Annotated in this window: 25 protein-coding genes; 18 read left to right on the top strand and 7 right to left on the bottom strand. The window is 62.2% G+C overall.

The features are described 5' to 3' along the window. The first annotated feature begins 211 nt into the window (after positions 1–211). The 18 genes from KO492_RS13945 (at position 212) to cysE (ending at position 16196) form a co-directional block, all read left to right on the top strand. Positions 212–538, top strand: coding sequence for a hypothetical protein (locus KO492_RS13945; protein WP_216045511.1), 327 nt, complete (start codon positions 212–214; stop codon positions 536–538). Continuing rightward, complete coding sequence (locus tag KO492_RS13940; protein WP_216045510.1) at positions 423–1835, top strand: DNA-packaging protein; 1413 nt, start codon at positions 423–425, stop codon at positions 1833–1835. The genes KO492_RS13945 and KO492_RS13940 overlap by 116 nt, the downstream gene beginning before the upstream one ends. Positions 1836–2107: 272 nt before the next feature. Then, the gene (locus KO492_RS13935; RefSeq protein ID WP_216045509.1) at positions 2108–3421 is read left to right on the top strand and encodes a phage portal protein; all 1314 of its coding nucleotides are present in this window, start codon (positions 2108–2110) and stop codon (positions 3419–3421) included. Position 3422: 1 nt separating this feature from the next. Next, positions 3423–4022: an HK97 family phage prohead protease gene (locus tag KO492_RS13930; protein WP_216045508.1), complete on the top strand. Its 600-nt coding sequence runs from the start codon at positions 3423–3425 to the stop codon at positions 4020–4022. A 51-nt stretch (positions 4023–4073) separates the two neighbouring features. Next, the gene (locus tag KO492_RS13925) at positions 4074–5282 is read left to right on the top strand and encodes a phage major capsid protein (protein WP_216045507.1); all 1209 of its coding nucleotides are present in this window, start codon (positions 4074–4076) and stop codon (positions 5280–5282) included. A 158-nt stretch (positions 5283–5440) separates the two neighbouring features. Further along, positions 5441–6037, top strand: a complete 597-nt coding sequence (locus KO492_RS13920) for a head-tail connector protein (protein ID WP_216045506.1) — start codon at positions 5441–5443, stop codon at positions 6035–6037. Then, positions 6037–6378, top strand: a complete 342-nt coding sequence (locus KO492_RS13915) for a head-tail adaptor protein (RefSeq protein WP_216045505.1) — start codon at positions 6037–6039, stop codon at positions 6376–6378. Before KO492_RS13920 ends, KO492_RS13915 begins: the two co-directional genes overlap by 1 nt. Beyond that, positions 6375–6785, top strand: a complete 411-nt coding sequence (locus KO492_RS13910; RefSeq protein WP_216045504.1) for a DUF3168 domain-containing protein — start codon at positions 6375–6377, stop codon at positions 6783–6785. The genes KO492_RS13915 and KO492_RS13910 overlap by 4 nt, the downstream gene beginning before the upstream one ends. Before the next feature lie 62 nt (positions 6786–6847). Then, complete coding sequence (locus tag KO492_RS13905; protein ID WP_216045503.1) at positions 6848–7261, top strand: phage major tail protein, TP901-1 family; 414 nt, start codon at positions 6848–6850, stop codon at positions 7259–7261. A 2-nt stretch (positions 7262–7263) separates the two neighbouring features. Further along, complete coding sequence (locus tag KO492_RS13900; protein ID WP_216045502.1) at positions 7264–7578, top strand: gene transfer agent family protein; 315 nt, start codon at positions 7264–7266, stop codon at positions 7576–7578. A 10-nt stretch (positions 7579–7588) separates the two neighbouring features. Next, entirely contained in the window at positions 7589–7828 is a 240-nt protein-coding gene (locus KO492_RS13895; RefSeq protein ID WP_216045501.1) for a rcc01693 family protein, read from the top strand. Continuing rightward, positions 7821–8501 (top strand): phage tail tape measure protein, encoded by a 681-nt coding sequence (locus tag KO492_RS13890; protein WP_216045500.1) that lies wholly within the window; start codon positions 7821–7823, stop codon positions 8499–8501. Before KO492_RS13895 ends, KO492_RS13890 begins: the two co-directional genes overlap by 8 nt. 64 nt (positions 8502–8565) lie before the next feature. Continuing rightward, positions 8566–9198 carry a DUF2460 domain-containing protein gene (locus KO492_RS13885; protein WP_216045499.1) on the top strand — a complete coding sequence of 211 codons (633 nt, stop codon included), beginning with the start codon at positions 8566–8568 and terminating at the stop codon, positions 9196–9198. Beyond that, entirely contained in the window at positions 9198–10097 is a 900-nt protein-coding gene (locus KO492_RS13880; protein ID WP_216045498.1) for a DUF2163 domain-containing protein, read from the top strand. Before KO492_RS13885 ends, KO492_RS13880 begins: the two co-directional genes overlap by 1 nt. A gap of 11 nt (positions 10098–10108) precedes the next feature. Further along, a complete protein-coding gene (locus tag KO492_RS13875; RefSeq protein WP_216045497.1) occupies positions 10109–10561 on the top strand; it encodes a peptidase in 453 nt (150 codons plus the stop codon). A gap of 3 nt (positions 10562–10564) precedes the next feature. Beyond that, a complete protein-coding gene (locus KO492_RS13870) occupies positions 10565–14545 on the top strand; it encodes a baseplate multidomain protein megatron (protein WP_216045496.1) in 3981 nt (1326 codons plus the stop codon). Beyond that, positions 14538–15254 carry a DUF2793 domain-containing protein gene (locus KO492_RS13865; protein ID WP_216045495.1) on the top strand — a complete coding sequence of 239 codons (717 nt, stop codon included), beginning with the start codon at positions 14538–14540 and terminating at the stop codon, positions 15252–15254. Before KO492_RS13870 ends, KO492_RS13865 begins: the two co-directional genes overlap by 8 nt. A gap of 123 nt (positions 15255–15377) precedes the next feature. After that, on the top strand, positions 15378–16196 hold the full coding sequence (gene cysE, locus KO492_RS13860) for a serine O-acetyltransferase (RefSeq protein ID WP_066607604.1): 819 nt from the start codon (positions 15378–15380) through the stop codon (positions 16194–16196). 77 nt (positions 16197–16273) lie between these two features. Here the strand turns inward: cysE and KO492_RS13855 are convergent, their stop codons facing one another. The 7 genes from KO492_RS13855 to KO492_RS13825 form a co-directional block, all read right to left on the bottom strand. Then, on the bottom strand, positions 16274–16609 hold the full coding sequence (locus tag KO492_RS13855; RefSeq protein ID WP_216045494.1) for a carboxymuconolactone decarboxylase family protein: 336 nt from the start codon (positions 16607–16609) through the stop codon (positions 16274–16276). Between the two features lie 153 nt (positions 16610–16762). Then, positions 16763–18061, bottom strand: a complete 1299-nt coding sequence (locus KO492_RS13850) for a pyruvate dehydrogenase complex dihydrolipoamide acetyltransferase (protein WP_216045493.1) — start codon at positions 18059–18061, stop codon at positions 16763–16765. Between the two features lie 12 nt (positions 18062–18073). Further along, on the bottom strand, positions 18074–19447 hold the full coding sequence (locus KO492_RS13845; protein WP_216045492.1) for a pyruvate dehydrogenase complex E1 component subunit beta: 1374 nt from the start codon (positions 19445–19447) through the stop codon (positions 18074–18076). Between the two features lie 18 nt (positions 19448–19465). Then, entirely contained in the window at positions 19466–20491 is a 1026-nt protein-coding gene (gene pdhA, locus KO492_RS13840; protein WP_216045491.1) for a pyruvate dehydrogenase (acetyl-transferring) E1 component subunit alpha, read from the bottom strand. 191 nt (positions 20492–20682) lie between these two features. Then, on the bottom strand, positions 20683–21051 hold the full coding sequence (locus KO492_RS13835) for a VOC family protein (protein ID WP_216045490.1): 369 nt from the start codon (positions 21049–21051) through the stop codon (positions 20683–20685). A gap of 31 nt (positions 21052–21082) precedes the next feature. Next, positions 21083–21646, bottom strand: a complete 564-nt coding sequence (locus tag KO492_RS13830) for a transglycosylase SLT domain-containing protein (RefSeq protein WP_216045932.1) — start codon at positions 21644–21646, stop codon at positions 21083–21085. Positions 21647–21718: 72 nt separating this feature from the next. Then, positions 21719–22021, bottom strand: a complete 303-nt coding sequence (locus KO492_RS13825) for an FtsB family cell division protein (protein ID WP_066607620.1) — start codon at positions 22019–22021, stop codon at positions 21719–21721. Positions 22022–22227: the final 206 nt, after the last annotated feature.

Raw genomic sequence — 22227 nt, 5'->3', positions numbered from 1 at the left:
GCTTTGCCCAGCCTTTGAAAATCGTTAACGCGGAGTAACCCGTCGGCGCACGCCGGCTTTATGCCTTTTTATCACCTCTGCCGCACAGTGGTCCCTGCTGGAAAACGCGGGTGTCAGGTGCGGCCTGAGGGGGCCGGACCGGTGATGTTCCAAACGAACAGAGCCCCTGCGTTTCTCGTGCGGAGACCATCAAGGCATGAGAGGCAAACGTATGAAAATGACGTCATCTGTGGGGGATGAGTTGGAAACGGTGGACGAGATCGAAGCGTCGGTGAAACAGAGCTTGCTCTGGGCGATTATGGCGCTCGACGATGTGATCGATCGACTGCTTTCGGGCGAACAGAGCGGCAAGGAGGTCCGGCCTCTGATCACCGATCTGATGCGCGCGAAAACGGCTGCGATCACGGAAAGGCAGAAACTCGATGAGGAAAAACGCAAACGTGGAGAGCTTGGCTGCGGAGAGATCGACTTCGACGCCGCAAGATCTGAGATCCTTGATCGGCTGGCTCGCATGCAGGCCGCAAGCCGAGCAGGGTGAATTTCTCGATACACTGGAGGAGGGGGCGCTTGTGGCGCTCCCTTACCTGTTCGAGGCTTGGGCGCTGGACCATCAACTGCCGCCTGCGGGCGACTGGCGCACATGGGTGATCATGGGCGGGCGCGGCGCGGGCAAGACGCGCGCGGGTGCGGAATGGGTGCGCAGCATGGTCGAAGGGGCGCGTGCCAGCCAGCTGGGACGTGCGAAACGTGTGGCGCTCATTGGCGAAACTTATGATCAGGCCCGCGAGGTCATGGTCTTTGGCGACAGCGGTATTCTCGCCTGTTCGCCCCCTGACCGCCGCCCGAAATGGAGCGCCACGCGCCGCACGCTGGTCTGGCCCAACGGGGCCGAGGCGACGGTGTTTTCCGGCAATGATCCCGAAGCCCTGCGCGGCCCGCAATTCGACGCCGCATGGGTGGATGAACTGGCGAAATGGCGCAAGCCGCAGGAGGCATGGGACATGCTGCAATTCGGGCTGCGCCTTGGCGACGCTCCGCGCGCGGTGGTAACGACCACGCCGCGCAATGTCGGGCTTCTCAAGGCGCTCTTGCAACGCGCCAGCACCATGACCACCCACGCGCCGACAGAGGCCAACGCGGCCAATCTGGCGGCGTCCTTTCTCGACGAGGTCAAAACACGCTACGCGGGCACCCGTCTCGGGCGGCAGGAACTGGAGGGCGTGCTGCTCGATGAGGAAGAGGGCGCACTATGGTCGCTGGCGCGAATCGAGGCCACAAGGTGCCGTGACCTGCCGGAACTGGACCGCATCGTGGTGGCGGTGGATCCGCCGGTGACGGGACACAAGGGATCTGATGCCTGCGGGATTGTCGTGGTCGGTGTGGTCACACAGGGACCGCCGCAAGACTGGTGCGCTTATGTGCTCGAAGACGCCTCTGTGTCCGCCTCATCGCCTGTGGTTTGGGCCGAGGCCGCGATCCATGCGCAGGCGCGTTGGCAGGCCGACCGGATCGTGGCGGAGGTCAATCAGGGCGGTGATCTGGTCGAGACCGTGCTGCGCCAGATCGACCCGCTGGTGTCCTATAAATCCGTGCGCGCCACACGCGGCAAATCGGCCCGCGCCGAACCGGTGGCCGCGCTCTACGATCAGGGGCGGGTGAAGCATATGCGCGGGCTAGGTGATCTGGAGGACCAGATGACCCAGATGACCGCGCAGGGCTATCAGGGGAAGGGCAGCCCCGACCGTGTGGATGCGTTGGTTTGGGCGATTCACGAGGTGATGATCCTGCCCGCCGGTGGTGTGGGACAGCCGCGAATACGGACGCTGGGCCGGTGATCCTCGCCTGTTGATGCGTTTTAAAAGCCTCGCCCTTGCGGCGGGGCTTTTTGTTTTCGGATTAAGCTCATGAAATAAATCAATTTTACAGAGGTGTTGCGCCGTTTGTGAGTCAGCGCACGCCCTGCTTAGAGCTTCTTTGAACCTCTCCTTTAGAACCTCTCTCACCGACGGCGCGGAAGTCCTTATGGGCCGGATACGCCGGAGGCCAAGGGGTTTGAGACATGAGGCCGGTCAATTGAGCGGGCCGGAAGATGAGGAGAGACACAGAAATGGTGTTCGACTTTCTGAAACGGGGCGAGATGCCCGAAACGAAAGCCTCGGCGACCGGTCCGGTCGTGGCGGCGGTCTCGGGCGCGGGCCGTGTGGCGTGGTCGCCACGGGACACGGTGACGCTGACCCGTGTGGGATTTGTCGGCAATCCGGTGGGCTTTCGTGCGGTGAAGCTGATTTCCGAAGCGGCTTCCGCCTTGCCGCTGATCCTGCAAAACCGCGAGATGCGGTTCGAGGACCACCCGTTGCTGCGGGTGATTTCGCGGCCCAATCCGGCGCAGGGGCGTGCGGAACTGTTCGAGGCGCTCTATGCGCAATTCCTGCTCTCCGGCAACGGCTATCTGGAGGCCGTGGGCGCATGGGGGCAGGCCCCAGCTGAACTGCATGTGCTGCGCTCGGATCGCATGAACCTTGTGCCTGGCGCGGATGGCTGGCCTGTGGCCTATGACTACGCGGTGGGCGGGCGCAAGCATCGCTTCGAGATTGTTGAGGGCCGCTCCCCGATCTGCCATATCAAGGCCTTTCACCCTTCCGACGATCACTACGGCCTCTCTCCCATTCAGGCGGCGGCCACCGCGATTGACGTGCACAATGCCGCCTCGCGCTGGTCCAAGAGCCTGTTGGACAATGCCGCGCGGCCGTCGGGTGCGATTGTCTACAAGGGGGCGGACGGACAGGCGGCGATGAGCGCGGATCAATATGACCGGCTGTTGTCGGAGATGGAAAGCCACCATCAGGGCGCGCGCAATGCAGGCCGTCCGATGTTGCTCGAAGGGGGGCTGGACTGGAAGCCGATGGGCTTCAGCCCCTCCGACATGGAATTTCAGAAAACCAAGGAAGCCGCAGGGCGCGAGATCGCCTTGGCCTTCGGGGTGCCGCCGATGCTTTTGGGCATTCCGGGTGACATGACCTACGCGAATTATCAGGAGGCCAACCGTGCCTTCTATCGCCTGACCGTCCTGCCGATGGTGGCGAAAGTGACCGCAGCCATCGGGCACTGGCTCTCCGAGATGACGGGCGAGGTGCTGGAATTGAAGCCCGACCTCGATCAGGTGCCCGCTCTGGCTGCCGAACGCGATGCCCAGTGGAACCGGATCGCGGGGGCGGATTTCCTCACCGAGGAGGAAAAGCGCGCCATGCTCGGCCTGCCGCCGCTTTCCCCGCCGGAAGCATCCGCCGCGACGCAACCTGTGACGCAACCTGTAACCGCGCGGGCCCATGTCGAGCCGCGTGCGGAGGAGGAGGCTGAGGAGGTCGGCGAGCCCGCCGCCACCGATGGTTTTGGTGATCCTGAACAAGCCGAAGGAAACTGAGATGCAAAAGGATTTTTACAGCGGCCTTGAGCATAAATTCGCCCGTCTGGGTGAGGATGTGACAGTTGAAGATGCGTCGGAAAATGGTGTGAAGATAGAGGGTTATGCCTCACTCTTTGACTGCTGTGATAGCGGCGGGGATGTCGTGATGAAGGGCGCCTACGCCAAGTCGCTCTGCGCGCTCAAGGCCAAGGGGCGCTCGGTCAAGATGCTCTGGCAGCACGATCCGGCGCAGCCCATCGGCATTTGGGACGAGCTGCGCGAGGACGCGCGGGGTCTCTATGTCAAAGGCCGCCTTTTGACCAAGCTGCAAAAGGGGCGTGAGGCGGTGGCGTTGATTGAGGCGGGGGCGATTGACGGGCTGTCGATCGGCTACCGCACCGTGAAGGCGCACAAGGATACGAAAGGCACGCGCCTTTTGTCCGAACTGGAGCTTTGGGAGGTGTCTTTGGTCACTTTCCCGATGCTGCCGGAAGCGCGGCTGAGAGCGGAGGCGAAAGGCGTGGATGCGCCGGAGGCCGACGTGATGTTGCGCGAATTGGCAGGCGCTTTGAACAGCGCCCGCAAGCTGCTGGCCGCAGAGGTTTTGAGCGATGACTGAGGCCGGCGCATTCACCCGCGAAACCCGACACCAGAACAAAGGACTGTTTGGATGAGCAAAACCGAAAGAAAGGCCCCCGAAGGGACCATAGCTGCATACGGGCCTGCCACTGAGGTGAAGACCGCGCTGGCCGGATTTGTAAGCGATCTCAAAGGCTTTCAGGCCGAAATTAAATCGAAACTCCAAGAGCAAGAAGAGCGACTGACCATGCTTGACCGAAAATCCCATACCATTGGCCGCCCCCTGACACGTCCGGCCCTGTCTGCCACGCAGGAGGTGGATCTGTCCCATAAATCGGCCTTCACCACCTATGTGCGCAACGGCGATGACGAGGCGCTGCGGGCGCTGGAACTTGAGGGCAAATCCATGTCCGCGGCGGTCAATGGTGACGGGGGTTACCTCGTCGATCCGCAGACCTCCGAGGCGATCAAGTCGGTGCTGAAATCCACCGCGTCGATCCGCTCGATTGCCAATGTCGTCAATGTCGAGGCGACCTCCTATGACGTGCTGATCGATACCACCGATCTGGGCTCCGGCTGGGTGTCGGAAACCGGCACGCTCTCCGAGACCGCCACGCCCACCATCGACCGCATTTCCATTCCGCTCTACGAGCTTTCCGCCCTGCCGAAAGCCTCGCAGCGCCTGCTGGATGACAGCGCCTTTGACATCGAAGGCTGGCTGGCGGCGCGGATCGCCGACAAATTCGCCTCTGCGGAGGCTTCGGCCTTTATCAACGGCGATGGCGTGGACAAGCCGACCGGTATTCTCAACCACACGCAGGTGGACAATGACAGCTGGAGCTGGGGTTCTCTGGGCTATGTGGCCACCGGCACCGATGGCGGGTTCGACGCGGCCAATCCGGCGGATGCGATTGTCGAACTGGTCTATGCCCTGGGTGCCCAGTATCGCGCCAACGGCACCTTCGTGATGAACTCGAAAACCGCAGGACAGGTGCGCAAGCTCAAGGATGCGGATGGCCGGTTCCTCTGGTCCGACAGTCTGGCGGCGGGCGAGCCTGCGCGTTTGATGGGCTATCCGGTGCTGATTGCCGAGGACATGCCCGATATTGCCTCGGATGCGGCGGCGATTGCCTTCGGGGATTTTGCGGCGGGCTACACCGTGGCCGAACGCCCCGACCTGCGCATCCTGCGTGATCCGTTCTCCGCAAAACCGCATGTTTTGTTCTACGCGACCAAACGTGTGGGCGGTGATGTCTCCGACTTTGCGGCGATCAAACTGCTGAAATTCGGCACGGCCTGAGGGGCCTGACTGGTGATGCCCTTGTCCTCTAGGGGACAGGGGCGGCGGATGCGCGGTTCATATCCCGTGTTGTCTAGCAGCTCCCCCTCCGTCCGAGCAACGCGGGGGATCGCGCATCCGTTCATGACAAACAAGGGGGCCGGATACGGAGGTGTACCATGATGTTGATGGAGCAGACCCAGATGGCCACAGCGGCGCTGCCGGTCGCTGAGTTCAGGGACCATATGAGGCTGGGCACAGGGTTTGACGACGATGGCGTGCAGGACGGGGCTCTTGAGACGTTTTTGCGCGCAGCCATTGCTGCGGTCGAGGGCCGCACGGGCAAGGTGCTGATCTCGCGCGACTTTCTTTACACGCTGCGGGCGTGGCGTGATCTTGGGGCACAGGTGCTTCCGGTGGCCCCTGTCACCGCGATCAACAGCTTTGTCATTGTTGATCGCACAGGCGCCGAGACCACGATTGATGCGGCGAAATACATGCTGGAACAGGACATGCAGCGCCCGCGTCTGGTCTCGACCGGATTTGTGTTGCCGCAGATCCCCGTGGCCGGAGAGGCAAGGATCGCCTTCACCGCAGGGTTTGCGACCCGCTGGAGCGATCTGCCCGCCGATCTGGCGCAGGCGGTGTTCCTGCTGGCCGCGCATTACTACGAGCACCGGCATGAAACGGCCGTGGGCGAGGCGCTGATGCCCTTCGGGGTCCGCACCCTTCTGGAGCGCTATCGCACCCTGCGTCTTTTCGGAGGGCGGAACTGATGGCGGCTGTGGTGCATCTCAATCGCAAACTGGTTCTGGAAGAGGCCGAGCGGGTCTCTGACGGGGCGGGTGGCTATGTCGAAACATGGGTCCGGCTTGGCACGCTCTGGGCGGCGATCCGGTCGGGCAGCGGCTCCACGACCTCGGAGGATTTCCTGACGCTTTCGAAAGTGGCCATGAAAATCATCGTGCGCGCGGCCCCTGTGGGCTCGCAACGCCGCCCGAAACCGGGGCAACGCTTTATCGAGGGCGGGCGCGTCTTCACCATTCTGGCGGTCTCGGAGACCGATGCGTTGGGGCATTACCTGACCTGCACCGCACGCGAGGAGGTGACGTCATGAGCTACGGGGTTTCAGCAGCACTCCAGAGCGCGATCTATCAGGCCTTGTCGGCGGATACGGTGCTGACAGGTCTGGTGGGCAGCGCGATCTATGACGCGGCCCCCACAGGCAGCGTGCCTGCGCTCTATGTGAGCCTTGGTCCCGAGGATGTCGCGGATGCCTCGGACCAGACCGGCCACGGCGCGCGCCACGATTTCACCGTGTCCGTGGTGTCGGACGCGGCGGGGTTCCTGACCGCGAAACAGGTGGCCGCGGCGATTTCCGATGTGCTGGTGGATGCCAGCCTGAGCCTGTCGCGCGGCAGACTCGTCGGACTTTACTTCGTGTCGGCCAAGGCCCGACGCGTTCAGGACAGCGATGTGCGCAGGATCGACCTGAAATTCCGCGCGCGCGTCGAAGACAGCTAACCCGTTTTTCGCACGAGTTTTCGAGAAACGCTTCAGAGACTTCCAAGACGGAGAAAATGACCATGGCGGCCCAAAACGGCAAAGACCTCTTGATCAAGCTGGACATGACCGGTTCCGGCACATTTGAAACCATCGCGGGGCTGCGTGCCACGCGGATTTCCTTCAACGCGGAAAGTGTCGATGTGACCTCGCTGGAAAGCTCCGGCGGCTGGCGCGAGCTTCTGGGCGGGGCTGGCGTGAAAAGCGCGACGATCTCCGGCTCCGGCGTGTTCAAGGACGCGGCCACAGACGAGCGTGCGCGCCAGATTTTCTTTGACGGCGAGGTTCTGGATTTTCAGGTGATTATCCCCGATTTCGGCACGGTTCAGGGCGCGTTCATGCTGACCTCGATCGAATATGCCGGCTCTTACAACGGTGAAGCGACCTATGAGCTGGCGATGGCCTCTGCGGGCGCGCTGACATTTACGGCGGTGTAACCATGGCCAATCCGTTTCAAGGTGAAGTGGCGCTCACGATGAATGGCGAGCGTCACGTCCTCAAACTCACGCTGGGCGCACTGGCGGAACTGGAAGCCGGTTTGGAGACCGACACGCTGGTGGCGCTGGTGACGCGGTTCGAGGAGGGGAAGTTCTCCTCGGCCGATGTGCTGCGCATCGTTGTGGCCGGTCTGCGGGGCGGCGGCTGGACGGGCGGATATGACGACATCCTGACCGCCGAGATCGCGGGTGGCCCGCTGGAGGCGGCGCGTGTGGGCGCAGAGCTGATCGCGCGCGCCTTCACGGTGCCCGCGTGAGGAGGAGGTCATGAGCATGATCTCTGAACAGGGCGGTTTTCAGTGGCCCGCTTTGATGCGGCTCGGGATCAAGGGGCTGGGCCTGAAACCGGCCGAGTTCTGGGCGCTTACCCCTGCGGAGCTTTTGCTTCTGCTTGGGGCAGGGTCGGGCACCGCCCCGATGGGCCGCGCACGGCTTGAAGAACTGGCCAGAGCCTTCCCCGACGCACAGGCGGGGGATGGCGAATTGAAAGGGCAAGACAATGGCTGACGAGTTGAACAGCACGGATATTAACGGTCTCGACCGTTTCGAGGACAAGGTGGCGCAGATGGAAAGCGCCATCGGCGGTGCGGAGGCCATGGCCGCCGCTTTCAATCAGGAGATGGGACGTCTTCAGGCCACCGTGGCGGAGACACAGCGCGAGGTCTCCAAACTGGACAGCGGCATCTCGCGGGGGTTGAAAAAGGCCATCGACGGTTTGGTGTTTGACGGTGACACGCTTGCAGACGCGCTCAAGGGGCTGGGCGAGTCGATGCTCAACGCCGCCTATAATGTCGCCATCTCGCCGGTGACAAGCCATGTCGGCTCCGTGCTGGGCACAGGGTTGGAAGGCGTGATCCAGAGCCTCATGCCGTTTGAAAAGGGCGGGGCGTTCGCGCAGGGGAAGGTCATGCCTTTTGCTAACGGGGGCGTGGTCTCCGGCCCGACCTATTTCCCGATGCGTGGCGGCACGGGGCTGATGGGCGAGGCGGGGGCCGAGGCGATCATGCCGCTGACACGCGGGGCCGATGGCAAGCTTGGCGTGCAGGCGCTGGGCGGATCACGTCCCGTCAACATCACGATGAATATCACAACGCCCGATGTGCAGGGCTTCCAACGCAGCCAGAGTCAGGTGGCGGCCCAGTTGAGCCGCGCCTTGGGTCGGGGTTCGCGCAACCAGTAACGCGCAACCAATAACGCGCGACGGGTCGCAAGCGGCCCCGCGCCTGTCATCAGGAGGGTAGACGATGGGTTTTCATGAAGTGAGATTTCCGGCAAACCTGAGCTTCGGCTCTGTCGGCGGACCTGAGCGACGCACCGATGTGGTGACGCTGGCCAACGGGTTCGAGGAGCGCAACACCCCTTGGGCGCATTCGCGCCGCCGCTATGACGCGGGCATGGGGATGCGGTCTTTGGATGACATCGAGCTGATGATCGCGTTTTTCGAGGCGCGTCAGGGGCAGCTTTACGGGTTCCGCTGGAAGGACTGGTCCGACTACAAGACCTGCAAAGCCTCCGCAGAGGTGGGCTTTGAGGACCAGTTGATCGGGATGGGCGATGGCGAGACCACGGTGTTCCAGCTGAGCAAATCCTATCGCTCCGGCACGGCCTGCTATCAGCGCCCGATCACCAAGCCCGTGGCGGGCACGGTGAAACTCGGCGTCGGGCGGCAGGAGGCGTTTGAAGCGGTGGACTGGGAGGTGGACACCACCACGGGGCGCGTCACCTTTGGCACCCCGCCCACCTCCGGCGCGGAGATCACCGCGGGCTTCGAATTCGACGTGCCGGTGCGTTTTGACACGGACAGTATTTCCACCTCGGTCGCCTCGTTTCAGGCGGGCGAAGTGCCCAATGTGCCGGTTGTGGAGGTGCGGGTCTGATGGCAATTTCCGAAGAGTTTCAGGCCCATCTGTTGCAAGGCGTGACAACGCTGTGCCGCGCTTGGGCGGTGGTGCGCAAGGATGGCACGACCTACGGGTTCACCGATCACGATACGGATCTCGACTTCGAGGGGCTGCGGTTCAAGGCCGACACCGGCCTCTCCGCCAGTGCGCTGGCGCAATCCACGGGGCTGTCGGTGGATAACACGGAGGCGCTGGGCGCGTTGAGTGCGGCGGCGATCACCGAGGAGGACATCCGCGCCGGACGGTTCGACGGGGCCGATGTGCGGTGCTGGCTGGTCAACTGGGCGCAGGTGGAACAGCGCGTGCTGGTGTTCAAGGGCAGCTTTGGCGAGATTACCCGTGTTTCCGGCGGCTTTCGCGCCGAATTGCGCGGGCTCACGGAACAGCTCAACCAGCCGCAGGGCCGTGTCTACCAGTCGGGCTGTTCGGCGGTTCTGGGCGATGGCGGCTGCGGGTTTCAGACCTTGCAACCGGGGTTTTACACAGAGAGCGCGGTGGAGTCGGTGGAAAAGGGCAAGATTTTCACCTTTGACGCGCTGTCCGAGTTTGACGGCCGCTGGTTCGAACGTGGCCGCTTCACGGTCCTGTCGGGGGCTGCGGAGGGCTTGGTCGGGGTGGTGAAAAACGACCGCCTGTCCGCGTCTGGCCGCGTTGTGGAGCTTTGGGAAGACCTGCGCGCAGAGATTGCTACGGGGGACAGGGTGCGTCTGGAGGCGGGCTGTGACCGTCGCGCCGAGACCTGCCGGCTGAAATTCGACAACTTCCTGAATTTCCGCGGCTTTCCGCATGTCCCCGGCGAAGACTGGCTGGCACGCTATCCGGTGCAGAGCGGGGACTACGATGGCGGCAGCCTGCAAGGCAGCGGTTCGACATGACGGAGGCGGTGATGACAGAATTGAAAATCGCAGACCGCGCCCGCGACTGGATCGGCACGCCTTACCTGCATCAGGCCTCCTGCAAGGGTGCGGGCACGGATTGTCTGGGCCTGTTGCGTGGCATCTGGCGCGAGGTCTATGGCTGCGAGCCGGAGGTGATCCCGCCCTACACGCCGGACTGGAGCGAGCCGCAGCAGGACGAACGGCTTTTGCGTGCGGCAAGGCGGCATCTGGTTGAAAAGCCTATGGCTGCGATGGCCAGCGGTGATGCGCTGGTGTTCCGGATGCGCGAAAGGGCGGTGGCCAAGCATCTCGGGATCGTCGGTGAGAGCGGCCCAGCGCCGACATTCATTCATGCCTGTAGCGGGCACGGGGTGATCGAAAACGCGCTGAGCACGCCGTGGCGGCGGCGGATCGCGGGCTGTTTTGCATTTCCCCCTATTACGACCATGTCCGGGAGGTAACTCATGGCAACGATTGTACTTTCTGCTGCGGGCGCAGCGATTGGAGCCTCTGTCGGGGGCGGTGTGTTCGGTCTGTCGTCTGTGGTCATCGGACGCGCGATCGGGGCGACCATCGGGCAGGCCATCGACCAGCGCCTCATGGGTGTCGGCAGCCAGACGGTCGAGACCGGCCGTGTGGAGCGGTTCCGCCTGACGGGGGCCTCCGAGGGCACTGCCGTGGCGCAGGTCTATGGCCGGATGCGCGTGGGCGGTCAGGTGATCTGGGCGACAGAGTTCAAGGAACACAAATCCACCAGCGGGGGCGGCGGCAAAGGGGCGCCGAGCAGCCCGAAAGTGACAGAATACAGCTATTCCGTGTCTCTGGCGATTGCCTTGTGCGAAGGCGAGATTTCGCGCGTGGGGCGGGTCTGGGCCGATGGCAATGAGATCGACACCAGCACGCTCACCATGCGCGTCTATCACGGCACGCAGGACCAGCTTCCCGATGCCAAGATCGAAGCGGTGGAAGGCGCGGGTCTTGTGCCGGCCTATCGCGGCATTGCCTATGTGGTGTTCGAAGATCTGGACCTGACGGATTTCGGCAATCGCGTGCCGCAGTTTACCTTTGAGGTCATGCGTCCCGATCAGGCCGACACGCCCTCGGACATGACCCATCTTGTGCCCGCCGTGGCGATGATCCCCGGCACGGGTGAATATGCTTTGGCAACAGAGCCGGTCTATCTGAAAGACACATCGGGCACAGTGCTTGTGTCCAATATGAACGCCGCCTCCGGCCAGCCGGATTTCACCACCTCGCTTGGCGCGATGACCGAGGAACTGCCGAATTGCGGTGCGACCTCTCTGGTGGTGTCGTGGTTCGGGGATGATCTGCGCTGTGGCACATGCAACATCCAACCCAAAGTCGAGCAAAAGCAGAGCGACGCCCGCGATATGCCGTGGTCGGTCTCCGGCATCACGCGCGCGGCGGCGGCTGAAATCCCGCGCGATGCCGAGGGTCGTGTGATCTATGGCGGCACCCCGACTGATCAATCCGTGGTGCAGGCCATTCGGGCGCTGCATGAAGCGGGGCAGGAAGTGATGTTCTACCCGTTTATCCTGATGGACCAGATGGCGGGCAACGGGAGGGTGGACCCGTGGAGCGGAGAGGGCGAACAGCCCGCGCTGCCGTGGCGCGGGCGGATCACGACTTCGCTGGCCCCGTCTGTGGCGGGCACTACGGATGGTAGTGCAGCCGCTGAGGCGGAGGTGGCGGCGTTTTTCGGCGCGGCTCAAGTGGACGACTTTCAGGTGAGTAACGTCACGCCGAGCGTATGGACGGATTTTGCCGATCTTCTGGCGCTGGGCAAGACGGTTAAGGGGCAGGGCATTTCCTACACCGGCCCCGAGGAGTTTTCCTTCCGTCGGATGATCCTGCATTACGCGCATCTGTGCGCCTTGGCGGGGGGCGTCGAGTCCTTTTGCATCGGCTCGGAAATGCGCGGGCTCACCCGTATTCGCGGCGCGTCGGGCTTTCCGGCGGTGGACCAACTCATCCAGCTGGCCGCCGATGTGCGTGCGATCCTCGGGCCAGAGTGCAAGATCGGCTATGCCGCCGATTGGTCGGAATATTTCGGCTACCAGATCGACGGCAACCTCTATTACAACCTCGATCCGCTCTGGGCCGATGACAATATCGACTTTATCGGCATCGACAATTACATGCCGCTCTCGGACTGGCGCGAGGGCGACGATCATGTCGATGCGGCGTGGGGGTCGATCTACAATCCCGACTATCTCAAAGCCAATATCGAAGGCGGGGAGGGCTATGACTGGTATTACGCCCATGAGGCCCATAGTGCCGCGCAAACCCGCACGCCGATCACCGACGGGGCCTATCACGAGGATTGGGTCTATCGCTACAAGGACATCCGCAACTGGTGGTTGAACGATCACCACGAGCGGATCAACGGCCAGCGCAGCGAGCCCCCGACGGCTTGGGTGCCCCAGTCCAAGCCTGTCTGGTTCACCGAACTGGGCTGTGCCGCTGTGGACAAGGCGACCAACCAGCCGAACAAGTTTCTGGATGCGAAATCCTCGGAATCCTCGCTGCCGGCCTATTCCAACGGGCGGCGGGATGATTTCATCCAGTTGCAATATCTGCGCGCCATGACCGGTTATTGGGGTGCGGCAGAGAACAATCCGGTCTCCGAGGTCTACGGCGGCCCGATGATCGATATGTCCCGCGCCCATGTCTGGGCATGGGATGCGCGGCCCTATCCGGCCTTTCCCTCGGTCACTTCCGTCTGGTCAGACGGTGACAACTACGCCAAGGGGCATTGGCTCAACGGTCGCTCCACGGCGCGGTCTCTGGCCGATGTGGTGGCGGAGATCTGTGCGCGTTCCGGTGTGGAGGAGATCGACACAAGCGCGCTTTGGGGCGTGCTGCGCGGCTATAACGTCAGCGACATCGCAGGGGCCCGCTCCGCGCTTCAGCCCTTGATGCTGGCCTACGGGTTCGAGGCCATTGAGCGCGAAGGCAAGCTGATCTTCCGCTCGCGCGATGGCAAGGCGCAGTTGAGCCTGAGCGAGCAGGATGTCGCGGTTTTCGATGAGCTGGACGGTGTGTTCGAACGCACCCGCGCGCCGGAAGCCGAAGTGGCGGGCCGCGTGCAACTGACCTTTGTCGATGCTGATGGCGACTACGGGGCACGCGCCGAAGAGGCGAGTTTCCCCGATGAGGAAAGCCGTCTGGTGTCGCAATCCGAACTGCCTCTGGCGCTCACCCGTGCCGAGGGGCGGCAGGTGGTCGAACGCTGGTTGGCGGAATCGCGGATTGCGCGGGACACGGCACGGTTTTCACTACCTCCGTCGCTTTTGTCCTATGGCGCGGGCGATGTGATTGCGGTGGAGACCGGTGAGGGGGTGCAGAACTACCGGATCGATCAGGCGACCTTGGGCGCACAGCAGCTGGTCGAAGCGGTGCGGGTCGAGCCGGAGGTCTACACGCCCTCCGACATGGTCGAGGAGATCATCGAGGCCAAGCCCTTCGCCGCCCCTGTGCCGGTCTATCCGCTGTTTCTGGACCTGCCGCTGCTCACTGGCGACGAAGTGCCCCATGCGCCGCATATCGCGGTGACGGGCAACCCGTGGCCCGGTTCTGCGGCGGTCTATGCCGCGCCCTCGGACAGCGGCTATACGCTCAACACTCTGGTGCCGGGCTGGGCCACCATCGGCGTGACACAAACGGCGCTGGGCGCGGCGCGTGCGGGGCTGTGGGATCGCGGACCGGTGCTGCGGGTGAAACTGGTGCGCGGGGAGCTTGCCTCGGTGGACCCGCTGGATGTGCTCAACGGGGCGAATGTCGCCGCGATTGGTGATGGCACTTCAGCCAATTGGGAAGTGTTCCAGTTCGCCAATGCCGAGCTTGTGGCGGAAAACACCTATGACCTGTCGCTGCGGCTGCGCGGACAGGCGGGGACAGACGGGCTGGACGGGGGCGTGCTTACACCCGCGTGGCCTGCGGGATCGCGCTTTGTGCTGATCGATACGACGCTCAGGCAGATTGATCTGGCCCAGTCGGCCCGCGGCCTTGCCCGTCACTACCGCATCGGCCCCTCCAACCGCGCCTATGATGACGCAAGCTACGAACACTATGTCGAGGCCTTCGACGGCATCGGTTTGCGTCCCTATGCGCCTGTGCATCTGAGGGTCACACAGACGGCCTCCGGCGACACGGAGCTGCGCTGGACCCGCCGCACGCGCACAGACGGCGACACATGGCAGTCCGTCGAGGTGCCCTTGGGGGAGACGTCCGAACTGTATCTCCTGCGGGTGGTGCAGAACGGCTCGGTGCTGCGCGAGGTTACGACCCAAGTGCCGAACTGGACCTACAGCGCGGCACTCAAAACCGGCGACGGGGTGACCGGCGCCTATGAAATCCACGTTGCCCAGATGTCCGAGAGTTTCGGCGCGGGCCTGTTCAGAAGGATCGAAATCAATGAGTGAGACATCCCGCTTTGCCCTGCCGCTGTTGCAAGCCGCGCAGGCCCAGAAACATGTGACCGTGAACGAGGCGTTGAGCCGGATCGACGGGTTGATGCAACTGACCCTGGTCTCCGTGACCGAGAACACCCCGCCTGTGAGCCCGCAGGAGGGTGATGCCTATGGTGTGGGCACGGCGGCGGTCAATGACTGGGCGGGGCAGGAGGGCCGGATCGCGGTCTATGTCAACGGCGGCTGGAGCTTTGTCCCCGCCACATTGGGGATGCGCGCCTATATCAAGGATCAGAACGGCTGGGCGGGGCATAACGGCTCCGGCTGGGTTTTGGGGATGCAGACGCTTTCGCCCTTTGGGGCGGGTATGGTGCAAAAGGTCGTCGAACTGGACCACACGCTGACGGCGGGGCCGGTCTCCACGGTGAGCTATGCCATCCCCGACCAGTCCGTGGTCTTCGGGGTCACGGGCCGTGTTGTCACCGAGATCACCGGCACGGGGCTGACCGGCTTTTCCTTGGGCGTGGCGGGCTCTGCGAACCGCTACGGCTCCGGCCTGTCTCTGGCGCAGGGCAGTTGGCTGCGCGGGCTTACGGGTACGCCTGTGACCTATTACAGCGCCGAAGACCTGATCCTGACCGGTGAGGGCGGTGACTTCGACGCGGGCGGCGTGATCCGGCTGGCGATCCACTGTCTGCAATTCGCGCTGCCCACGGCCTGATCCGGCGCACACCTGATACAGACCTCGCAGAGTGACCTTTGCGGGGTCTTTTTGCCGTGAAGCCTCTTGCGCTTTGGAAAACAGGGCTATCTATAGTAAGCTTCGACAAAAGAGGACAAGCGCATGGCCAAAACACGCACCACCTTGAAAAAACTCGACCCCGTCTGGAGCCAGATTGTCTCCGAGGCGCGTGAGGCCGTTGCGGCGGAGCCTTTGCTGGGCGGGTTGGTCCATGCCTGTATCCTGCATCACGAGACGCTGGAGGATGCGCTGGCCTACCGGATCGCGCAGAAACTCGCCTCTCCCGAAATGTCCGAGCAGTTGATCCGCGAGATCGCCGATGATGCCTATGCCGCCGATCCGATGCTCTCTGAAGCCGCGCGTGCCGACATCGCCGCAGTCTATGACCGTGATCCGGCCTGCCATCGCTACATCCAGCCCTTGCTCTATTTCAAAGGCTTTCAGGCGATCCAGTCCCATCGCGTCTCCAACTGGCTCTGGCGCGAAGGGCGCAAGGATCTGGCCTATTTCTTCCAGATGCGCATGTCCGAACAGTTCTCCGTCGACATCCACCCCGCCTGCCGCATCGGCAAGGGGGTGTTCCTCGATCACGCCCATTCGCTGGTCTTTGGCGAAACCGCGACGATTGGCGACAATGTCTCGATCCTGCATGACGTGACGCTGGGCGGGACCGGCAAGGAGGACGAGGACCGTCACCCGAAAATCGGTGATGGCGTGCTGATCGGGGCGGGGGCCAAGGTGTTGGGCAATATCCACATTGGCGCCTGTTCGCGTGTGGCTGCCGGATCGGTGGTTCTGAACGACGTGCCGCGCTGCACCACGGTGGCGGGTGTGCCCGCGAAGGTTGTGGGCGAGGCGGGCTGTTCCCAGCCGTCTATTTCCATGAACCAGCTTATCGGTGCGCGTCCCTCGGAAAGCTGACGGGGGCGCACTCACGCGATATAGGGCACGGAGCAGGGGCGGTCGAACGCCCCTGGCGATCACCCGAGACGGTCGTCTTACCCCGCCATCTCGTCATAGGCGTCGATCGCCTTGATCCCATACATGTAGGCCGGACCGCCGCCCATCAGGATCGCCACACCGACTGTTTCGGCAATTTCCGCACGCGTGGCACCAGCCTCCATCGCGGCTTTGACGTGAAAGCCGATGCAATCCACGCATTGCTTGGAAATCCCGATGGCGAGGGCCTGCAATTCCTTGTGCTTCATGGAGAGCGCCCCCTCGGCGGTTGTGGCCTCGTGCAGGGCGTTGAAGCCTTCTCCCACAGCGGGCAGGGCCGCGCCGAAATCCATCATGCCGCTTTGGACTGTCTCAAGTTGTTTTGACCAGCTCATGATCTGTCTCCTTTTTTCTAGAGTCGCGCAAAACGTAACAGAGGTGCAGGGCGGCGGCTTTGAGGCGTGTCATGGCAGCCAAAAGAAAAAGGAGGTCAAAAGAAAAAGCCCCCCGAAACCGGAGGGCTTTTGATTCTTTCGGGATAAAGGCGTTTAGGCCAGCATCGCCACCGGATTTTCGAGGTTCTCGACGATGGCTTTCAAAAGCTCCGCGCCGAGCGCCCCGTCGATCACGCGGTGATCCACGGACATGGTGACGGACATGACTGTTGCGGCTTTCACTTCGCCGTCTTCGCCGATCACCGCCTGTTTCTTGCCCGCGCCGACGGCGAGAATGCCCGCGTGCGGCGGGTTCACGATGGCGTCGAAATTGTCGATTCCGAACATGCCCAGATTGGAGATCGCGAAAGAACCGCCCTGATATTCATGCGGCGCGAGTTTGCGGTCGCGGGCACGGTGGGCGAGGTCTTTCATCTCTTTGGACAGAGCAGAAAGCGACTTCATATCCGCGTCTTGCAGCACGGGGGTGAAGAGACCGCCTTCGACCGCGACCGCAACGGCCACATCGGAGGCTTTCATCTGCAACACACGGTCGCCTGCCCAGACGGCATTGGCCGCAGGCACTTCTTGCAGCGCGTTGGCCACAGCCTTGATGATGAAGTCATTGACCGAGAGTTTCACACCCTTGCCTGTGAGCTGATGGTTCAGCTCGGCGCGGAATTTCAGCAGGGCGTCCAGCTGGATGTCGCGGCGCAGGTAGAAATGCGGGATGGTCTGTTTGGCCTCCGACAGACGCGCGGCAATGGTTTTGCGCATCCCGTCGAGTTTGATTTCTTCATAGTCGCGACCTTCATACATTTTCGCAACCATATCGGCGGAAGGACCAGCCGGTGCCGCAGCCGCAGGAGCCGGTGCAGCGGCTTTGGGGGCTTCGGCCTTGGGTGCGGCTTCGGCCGCTTCCACATCGGCTTTCACGATGCGGCCTTTGGGGCCGGTGCCTTTGATCGTGGTCAGGTCGAGACCTTTTTGTGCCGCGATGCGACGGGCCAGAGGCGAGGCAAAGAGGCGTTCTCCATCCTTGACCGGAGCCGCGGGGGCCTTGGGCGCATCTGTGACCGGCGCAGGGGCGGAGGGGGCTGCCGCCGCCGGAGCTTCTTCGGCCGGAGCAGGGGCCGCTGCGCCGACAGTTTCGGCGGCAGAGGCATCTTCGCCTTCTTCCAGAAGCACAGCAATCGGCGCGTTCACTTTCACGCCTTCGGTGCCTTCGGCCACAAGGATTTTGCCCATGGTGCCTTCGTCCACGGCTTCGAATTCCATCGTCGCCTTGTCGGTTTCAATCTCGGCAATCACATCGCCGGATTTGATTTCGTCGCCTTCTTTCACCAGCCATTTGGCCAATGTGCCTTCCTCCATCGTCGGAGACAGCGCGGGCATCAAAAGTTCAATCGCCATAACGGGTTCTCCTTAACGGTAGGTGACTTCTTTGCAGGCGGCCACGACTTCGTCGGTGGTCACAAGCGCGAGTTTTTCGAGGTTGGCGGCGTAGGGCATGGGCACATCTTTACCTGTGCAGTTGATCACCGGCGCGTCGAGATAGTCAAAGGCGCGTTGCATGATCGTGGCAGAGATGTGGTTGCCGATGGAGCCGACAGGGAAGCCCTCTTCGACGGTGACGCAGCGGTTGGTCTTCATCACGGAGGCCAGCACGGTGTCATAGTCGATGGGGCGCAGCGTGCGCAGGTCGATGACCTCGGCGGAGATGCCTTCCTCGGCCAGCTTGTCAGCGGCTTCGAGCGCATAGGTCATGCCGATGCCGAAGGAAACGATGGTCACATCCGTGCCTTCGCGCCAGATGCGGGCCTTGCCGAAGGGGATGGTGAAGTCCTCAAGATCGGGCACATCGAAGGATTTGCCGTAAAGGATTTCGTTCTCAAGGAAGATCACCGGATTCGGATCACGGATCGCGGTTTTCATCAGACCTTTATAGTCGGAGGCCGAATAGGGCATCACGACCTTGAGACCCGGAATGGCGGAATACCATGCGGCGTAGTCTTGGGAGTGCTGCGCACCGACGCGGGCGGCGGCACCGTTGGGACCACGGAAGACCATAGGCGCGCCCATCTGGCCGCCGGACATATAGAGTGTCTTGGCTGCCGAGTTGATGAGATGGTCAATGGCCTGCATCGCGAAGTTGAAGGTCATGAATTCGACGATGGGTTTCAGCCCGCCAAAGGCCGCCCCCGTGGCGATACCGGCAAAGCCGTGCTCGGTGATCGGCGTGTCGATCACGCGCTTGGCGCCGAATTCGTCGAGCATCCCTTGGGAGATTTTATAGGCGCCTTGGTATTCGGCCACCTCTTCGCCCATGAGAAAGACGTTTTCGTCGCGGCGCATCTCTTCGGCCATAGCGTCACGAAGCGCTTCGCGAACGGTCTGCTGTTTCATCGGCGTGCCTTCGGGGAAGTCCGGCGAGGCTTTGGAGACGACTTCGACAGCCGCGGCGGCTTTCGCAGGGGCCGCTGTCGGGGCCTCTTGGGCGACCGGCGCGGCCTCGGTTGCGGCGGGGGCAGGGGCCTTGATGTCGTCTGCGCTTTCGCCCTCTTCGATCAACACGGCGATGGCGGTGTTCACTTTCACGCCCTCGGTGCCTTCCTCGACGAGGATCTTGCCGACGATCCCTTCGTCCACAGCCTCGAATTCCATCGTGGCCTTGTCGGTTTCAATTTCCGCGATGATGTCGCCGGAGGAGACAGTGTCACCCTCTTTGACGAGCCATTTCGCAAGTGTGCCTTCTTCCATCGTGGGAGAGAGGGCGGGCATCAGAAGTTCGGTTGCCATTGGTATCTTCCTCCCGGATCAAGCGTTGTGCTGCGGAATTTCATCCGCATAAATGTCGGTCCAAAGCTCTTCGAGTGCCGGTTCCGGGCTTTCCTTGGCGAATTCCGCGCTCTCGTTGATCACCGCTTTGATGTCTTTGTCGATCGCTTTGAGATCCTCTTCGGAGGCGTGACCGCCCGTCAGAAGGATGGAGCGCACCGCTTCGATCGGATCGCGTTCCTCGCGCATTTTCTGGACCTCTTCGCGGGTCCGGTATTTCGCCGGATCCGACATGGAGTGACCACGGTAGCGGTAGGTTTTGACTTCGAGAATGTAGGGGCCCTTGCCCGCACGGCAATGCGCCACAGCGCGCTCGCCGGCTTCCTTGACCGCCAGAACGTCCATGCCGTCCACTTCCTCACCTTCGATGCCATAGGCCTTGCCGCGGCCGTAAAGGGAGGTGGATTTGGTCGAACGCTGCACCGAGGTGCCCATGGCGTATTGGTTGTTCTCGATCACGAAAACCACCGGCAAATCCCAAAGCTCGGCCATGTTGTAGGTCTCGTAGACCTGACCCTGGTTGGCCGCACCGTCACCGAAATAGGTGAAGGTCACATTGTCATTGCCTTTGTATTTGTCGGAAAAGGCCAGACCTGCCCCCAGCGGCACCTGAGCACCGACGATGCCGTGGCCACCGTAGAAATGTTTCTCTTTCGAGAACATGTGCATGGAGCCGCCCTTGCCCTTGGAGTAGCCGCCCTCGCGGCCCGTCAACTCGGCCATCACGCCTTTCGGATCCATCCCGCAGGCGAGCATATGCCCGTGATCGCGGTAGGAGGTGATGCGCTTGTCACCCTCTTTCGCGGCGGCTTCGAGACCGACGACAACGGCCTCCTGACCGATATAGAGGTGGCAGAACCCGCCAATCAGGCCCATGCCGTAAAGCTGGCCTGCTTTTTCCTCGAAACGGCGGATAAGAAGCATGTCTTTATAATAGGCAAGAAGCTCGTCTTTGGAGACATTCGCTTTGCTTGCCGGTTTGGATGCTGTTTTACGGGGTGCCATCAGGCCTCCTCCTCCAAGATCACGACTGATAGTTTAGCGTTAAACTACATAATAACGATGCGGCGGGCCGATTGCACGGATTTTCTGATATACCCCGTGGGCGGCAGGTATGCGCTGAGGGAATATCGCGATCCGGTGCTGGCTGTGAACAGGCTACACGCAAGAGTTGCGCATGTCAGTAGTTGAGTGGCCTAGTGTTGCGCGAAGGCACGGCTGGAAATCTGGATGGAGTTCCTGGAGGGGTCTTTTGCGTTCGCAAAGGCGTAGCTGTCCGTCTTGTGTATCTTTCCGAAGGTAAGCCCGTTGCTCTGCGCGGTTCGGCAAAAATCTTCGACATCTTTGACGTCGAACACCAGTTTAAGCAGAACTTGCCCCTCTTTTTGCGATGCGGAAAGCGGGTGCAAAAGGATCGTTGCGCCAGAGGTTTTCGGGGTAAGCTCTACGATCCGGTCTGTTGCGGAGCGCCTCACGGAAAACCCGAAGTGCCGCGCATAAAATGCGGCCATTTCGTCGATTTTGCGGGTGTAAATCACAAGTCTGCCAAGGGAAGGTGTTACCATTGTCGCCTCCGTTGGCGCGATGCTGACGCCCTTACTGGCAGTAGGCCAGTTGTGCCTCATAGCGGGCGGCGCGTTGGGCGACGCCGTCGGCGGTGCTCAGGAGCCATGATTTGTTGCGGTAGGAGCCACGGCGGTAACCGCCCCGACCTTCGTGATAGGCCAGATAGCTGTTTCTGGCGTCCGAGTTGGAAATCCCCAGCGCCTTGTTGTTGGTCGAGACATACCAGCCGATAAAATCGGTGGCATCGCGGATGTTGCTGCGGCTGGCGCCTGCGCGGCCCGGACCGTTGCGGTAGTCATCCCATGTGCCGTCGAGCGCCTGCGCGTAGCCGCGTGCGGAACTGGCACGGCCTTTGGGGATAATGAACAACGTGTAGCGTTTCGGCGGTCGCGCGGTCGCACGGAAGGTGGATTCCTGATAGATAATCGCCATCTGCACAGAGACGGGCACGCCCCATTTGCGCTCGGAGGCCTCAAGGGCGGAGCGGTAATGCGGGCGTTCGCGAAAGATCGCGCAGGCATCTTCGGGATTGGAGGGCGCGCTGCCGTGACCACCGCAGGCGGTCAGCGCCAGAAAGCCAAGCCCCGTCAGCATCACATGCCGGCGGGTCAGAAAGTCGGACGTATCTGCGGGGCGGGGGCTCTGTGTCATCAACGGCCTCTCGGATCAGCGGATTACGATTTCATCGGCACGCAGGTAGCCCAGCACATCGCGGACTTGTTCATCGAGAAGATCAAGGTCGAGATAGGTGTCGGAGAGGCGCAGCGTCTTGTTGCGCATCACGGCCAGATCTTCGTCCAGTTTGCCGCTCACCGCTTGCAGCTCGGACAGTTCCGCCTCGATCTGCAAGCGGCGAAATAGCCCGTATTCCCCTTGCACAGCGGCAAAGGTGAAGTAGCCACCGAGGGTGACAATAACGCCTGTGTACAAAAGTACAGTCAGCGACGGACGTTTACGCGGATGAGCCATGATAGGCTTCTTACCTTTGTATGAATGATGCCCTGACGGACACCTGTACTGCCTCACGGGGCGTTCTCTTTGTTGGAACGTCTCCGTGCGCCTCTTATGGCACAGGTGATTCGCCATGTGAATCCCAAAAACGAATCACCGGCAGAAAAATGCGCATTTTTTTGTGGGCGTGCCGGAGACCGCAGCGCAGGAAGAGCGCGGGGAGG

This window comes from Celeribacter halophilus, assembly GCF_018860305.1.
Taxonomy (GTDB): Bacteria; Pseudomonadota; Alphaproteobacteria; order Rhodobacterales; family Rhodobacteraceae; genus Celeribacter; species Celeribacter halophilus_A.
This window is presented reverse-complemented; position numbering and strand designations above follow the sequence as displayed.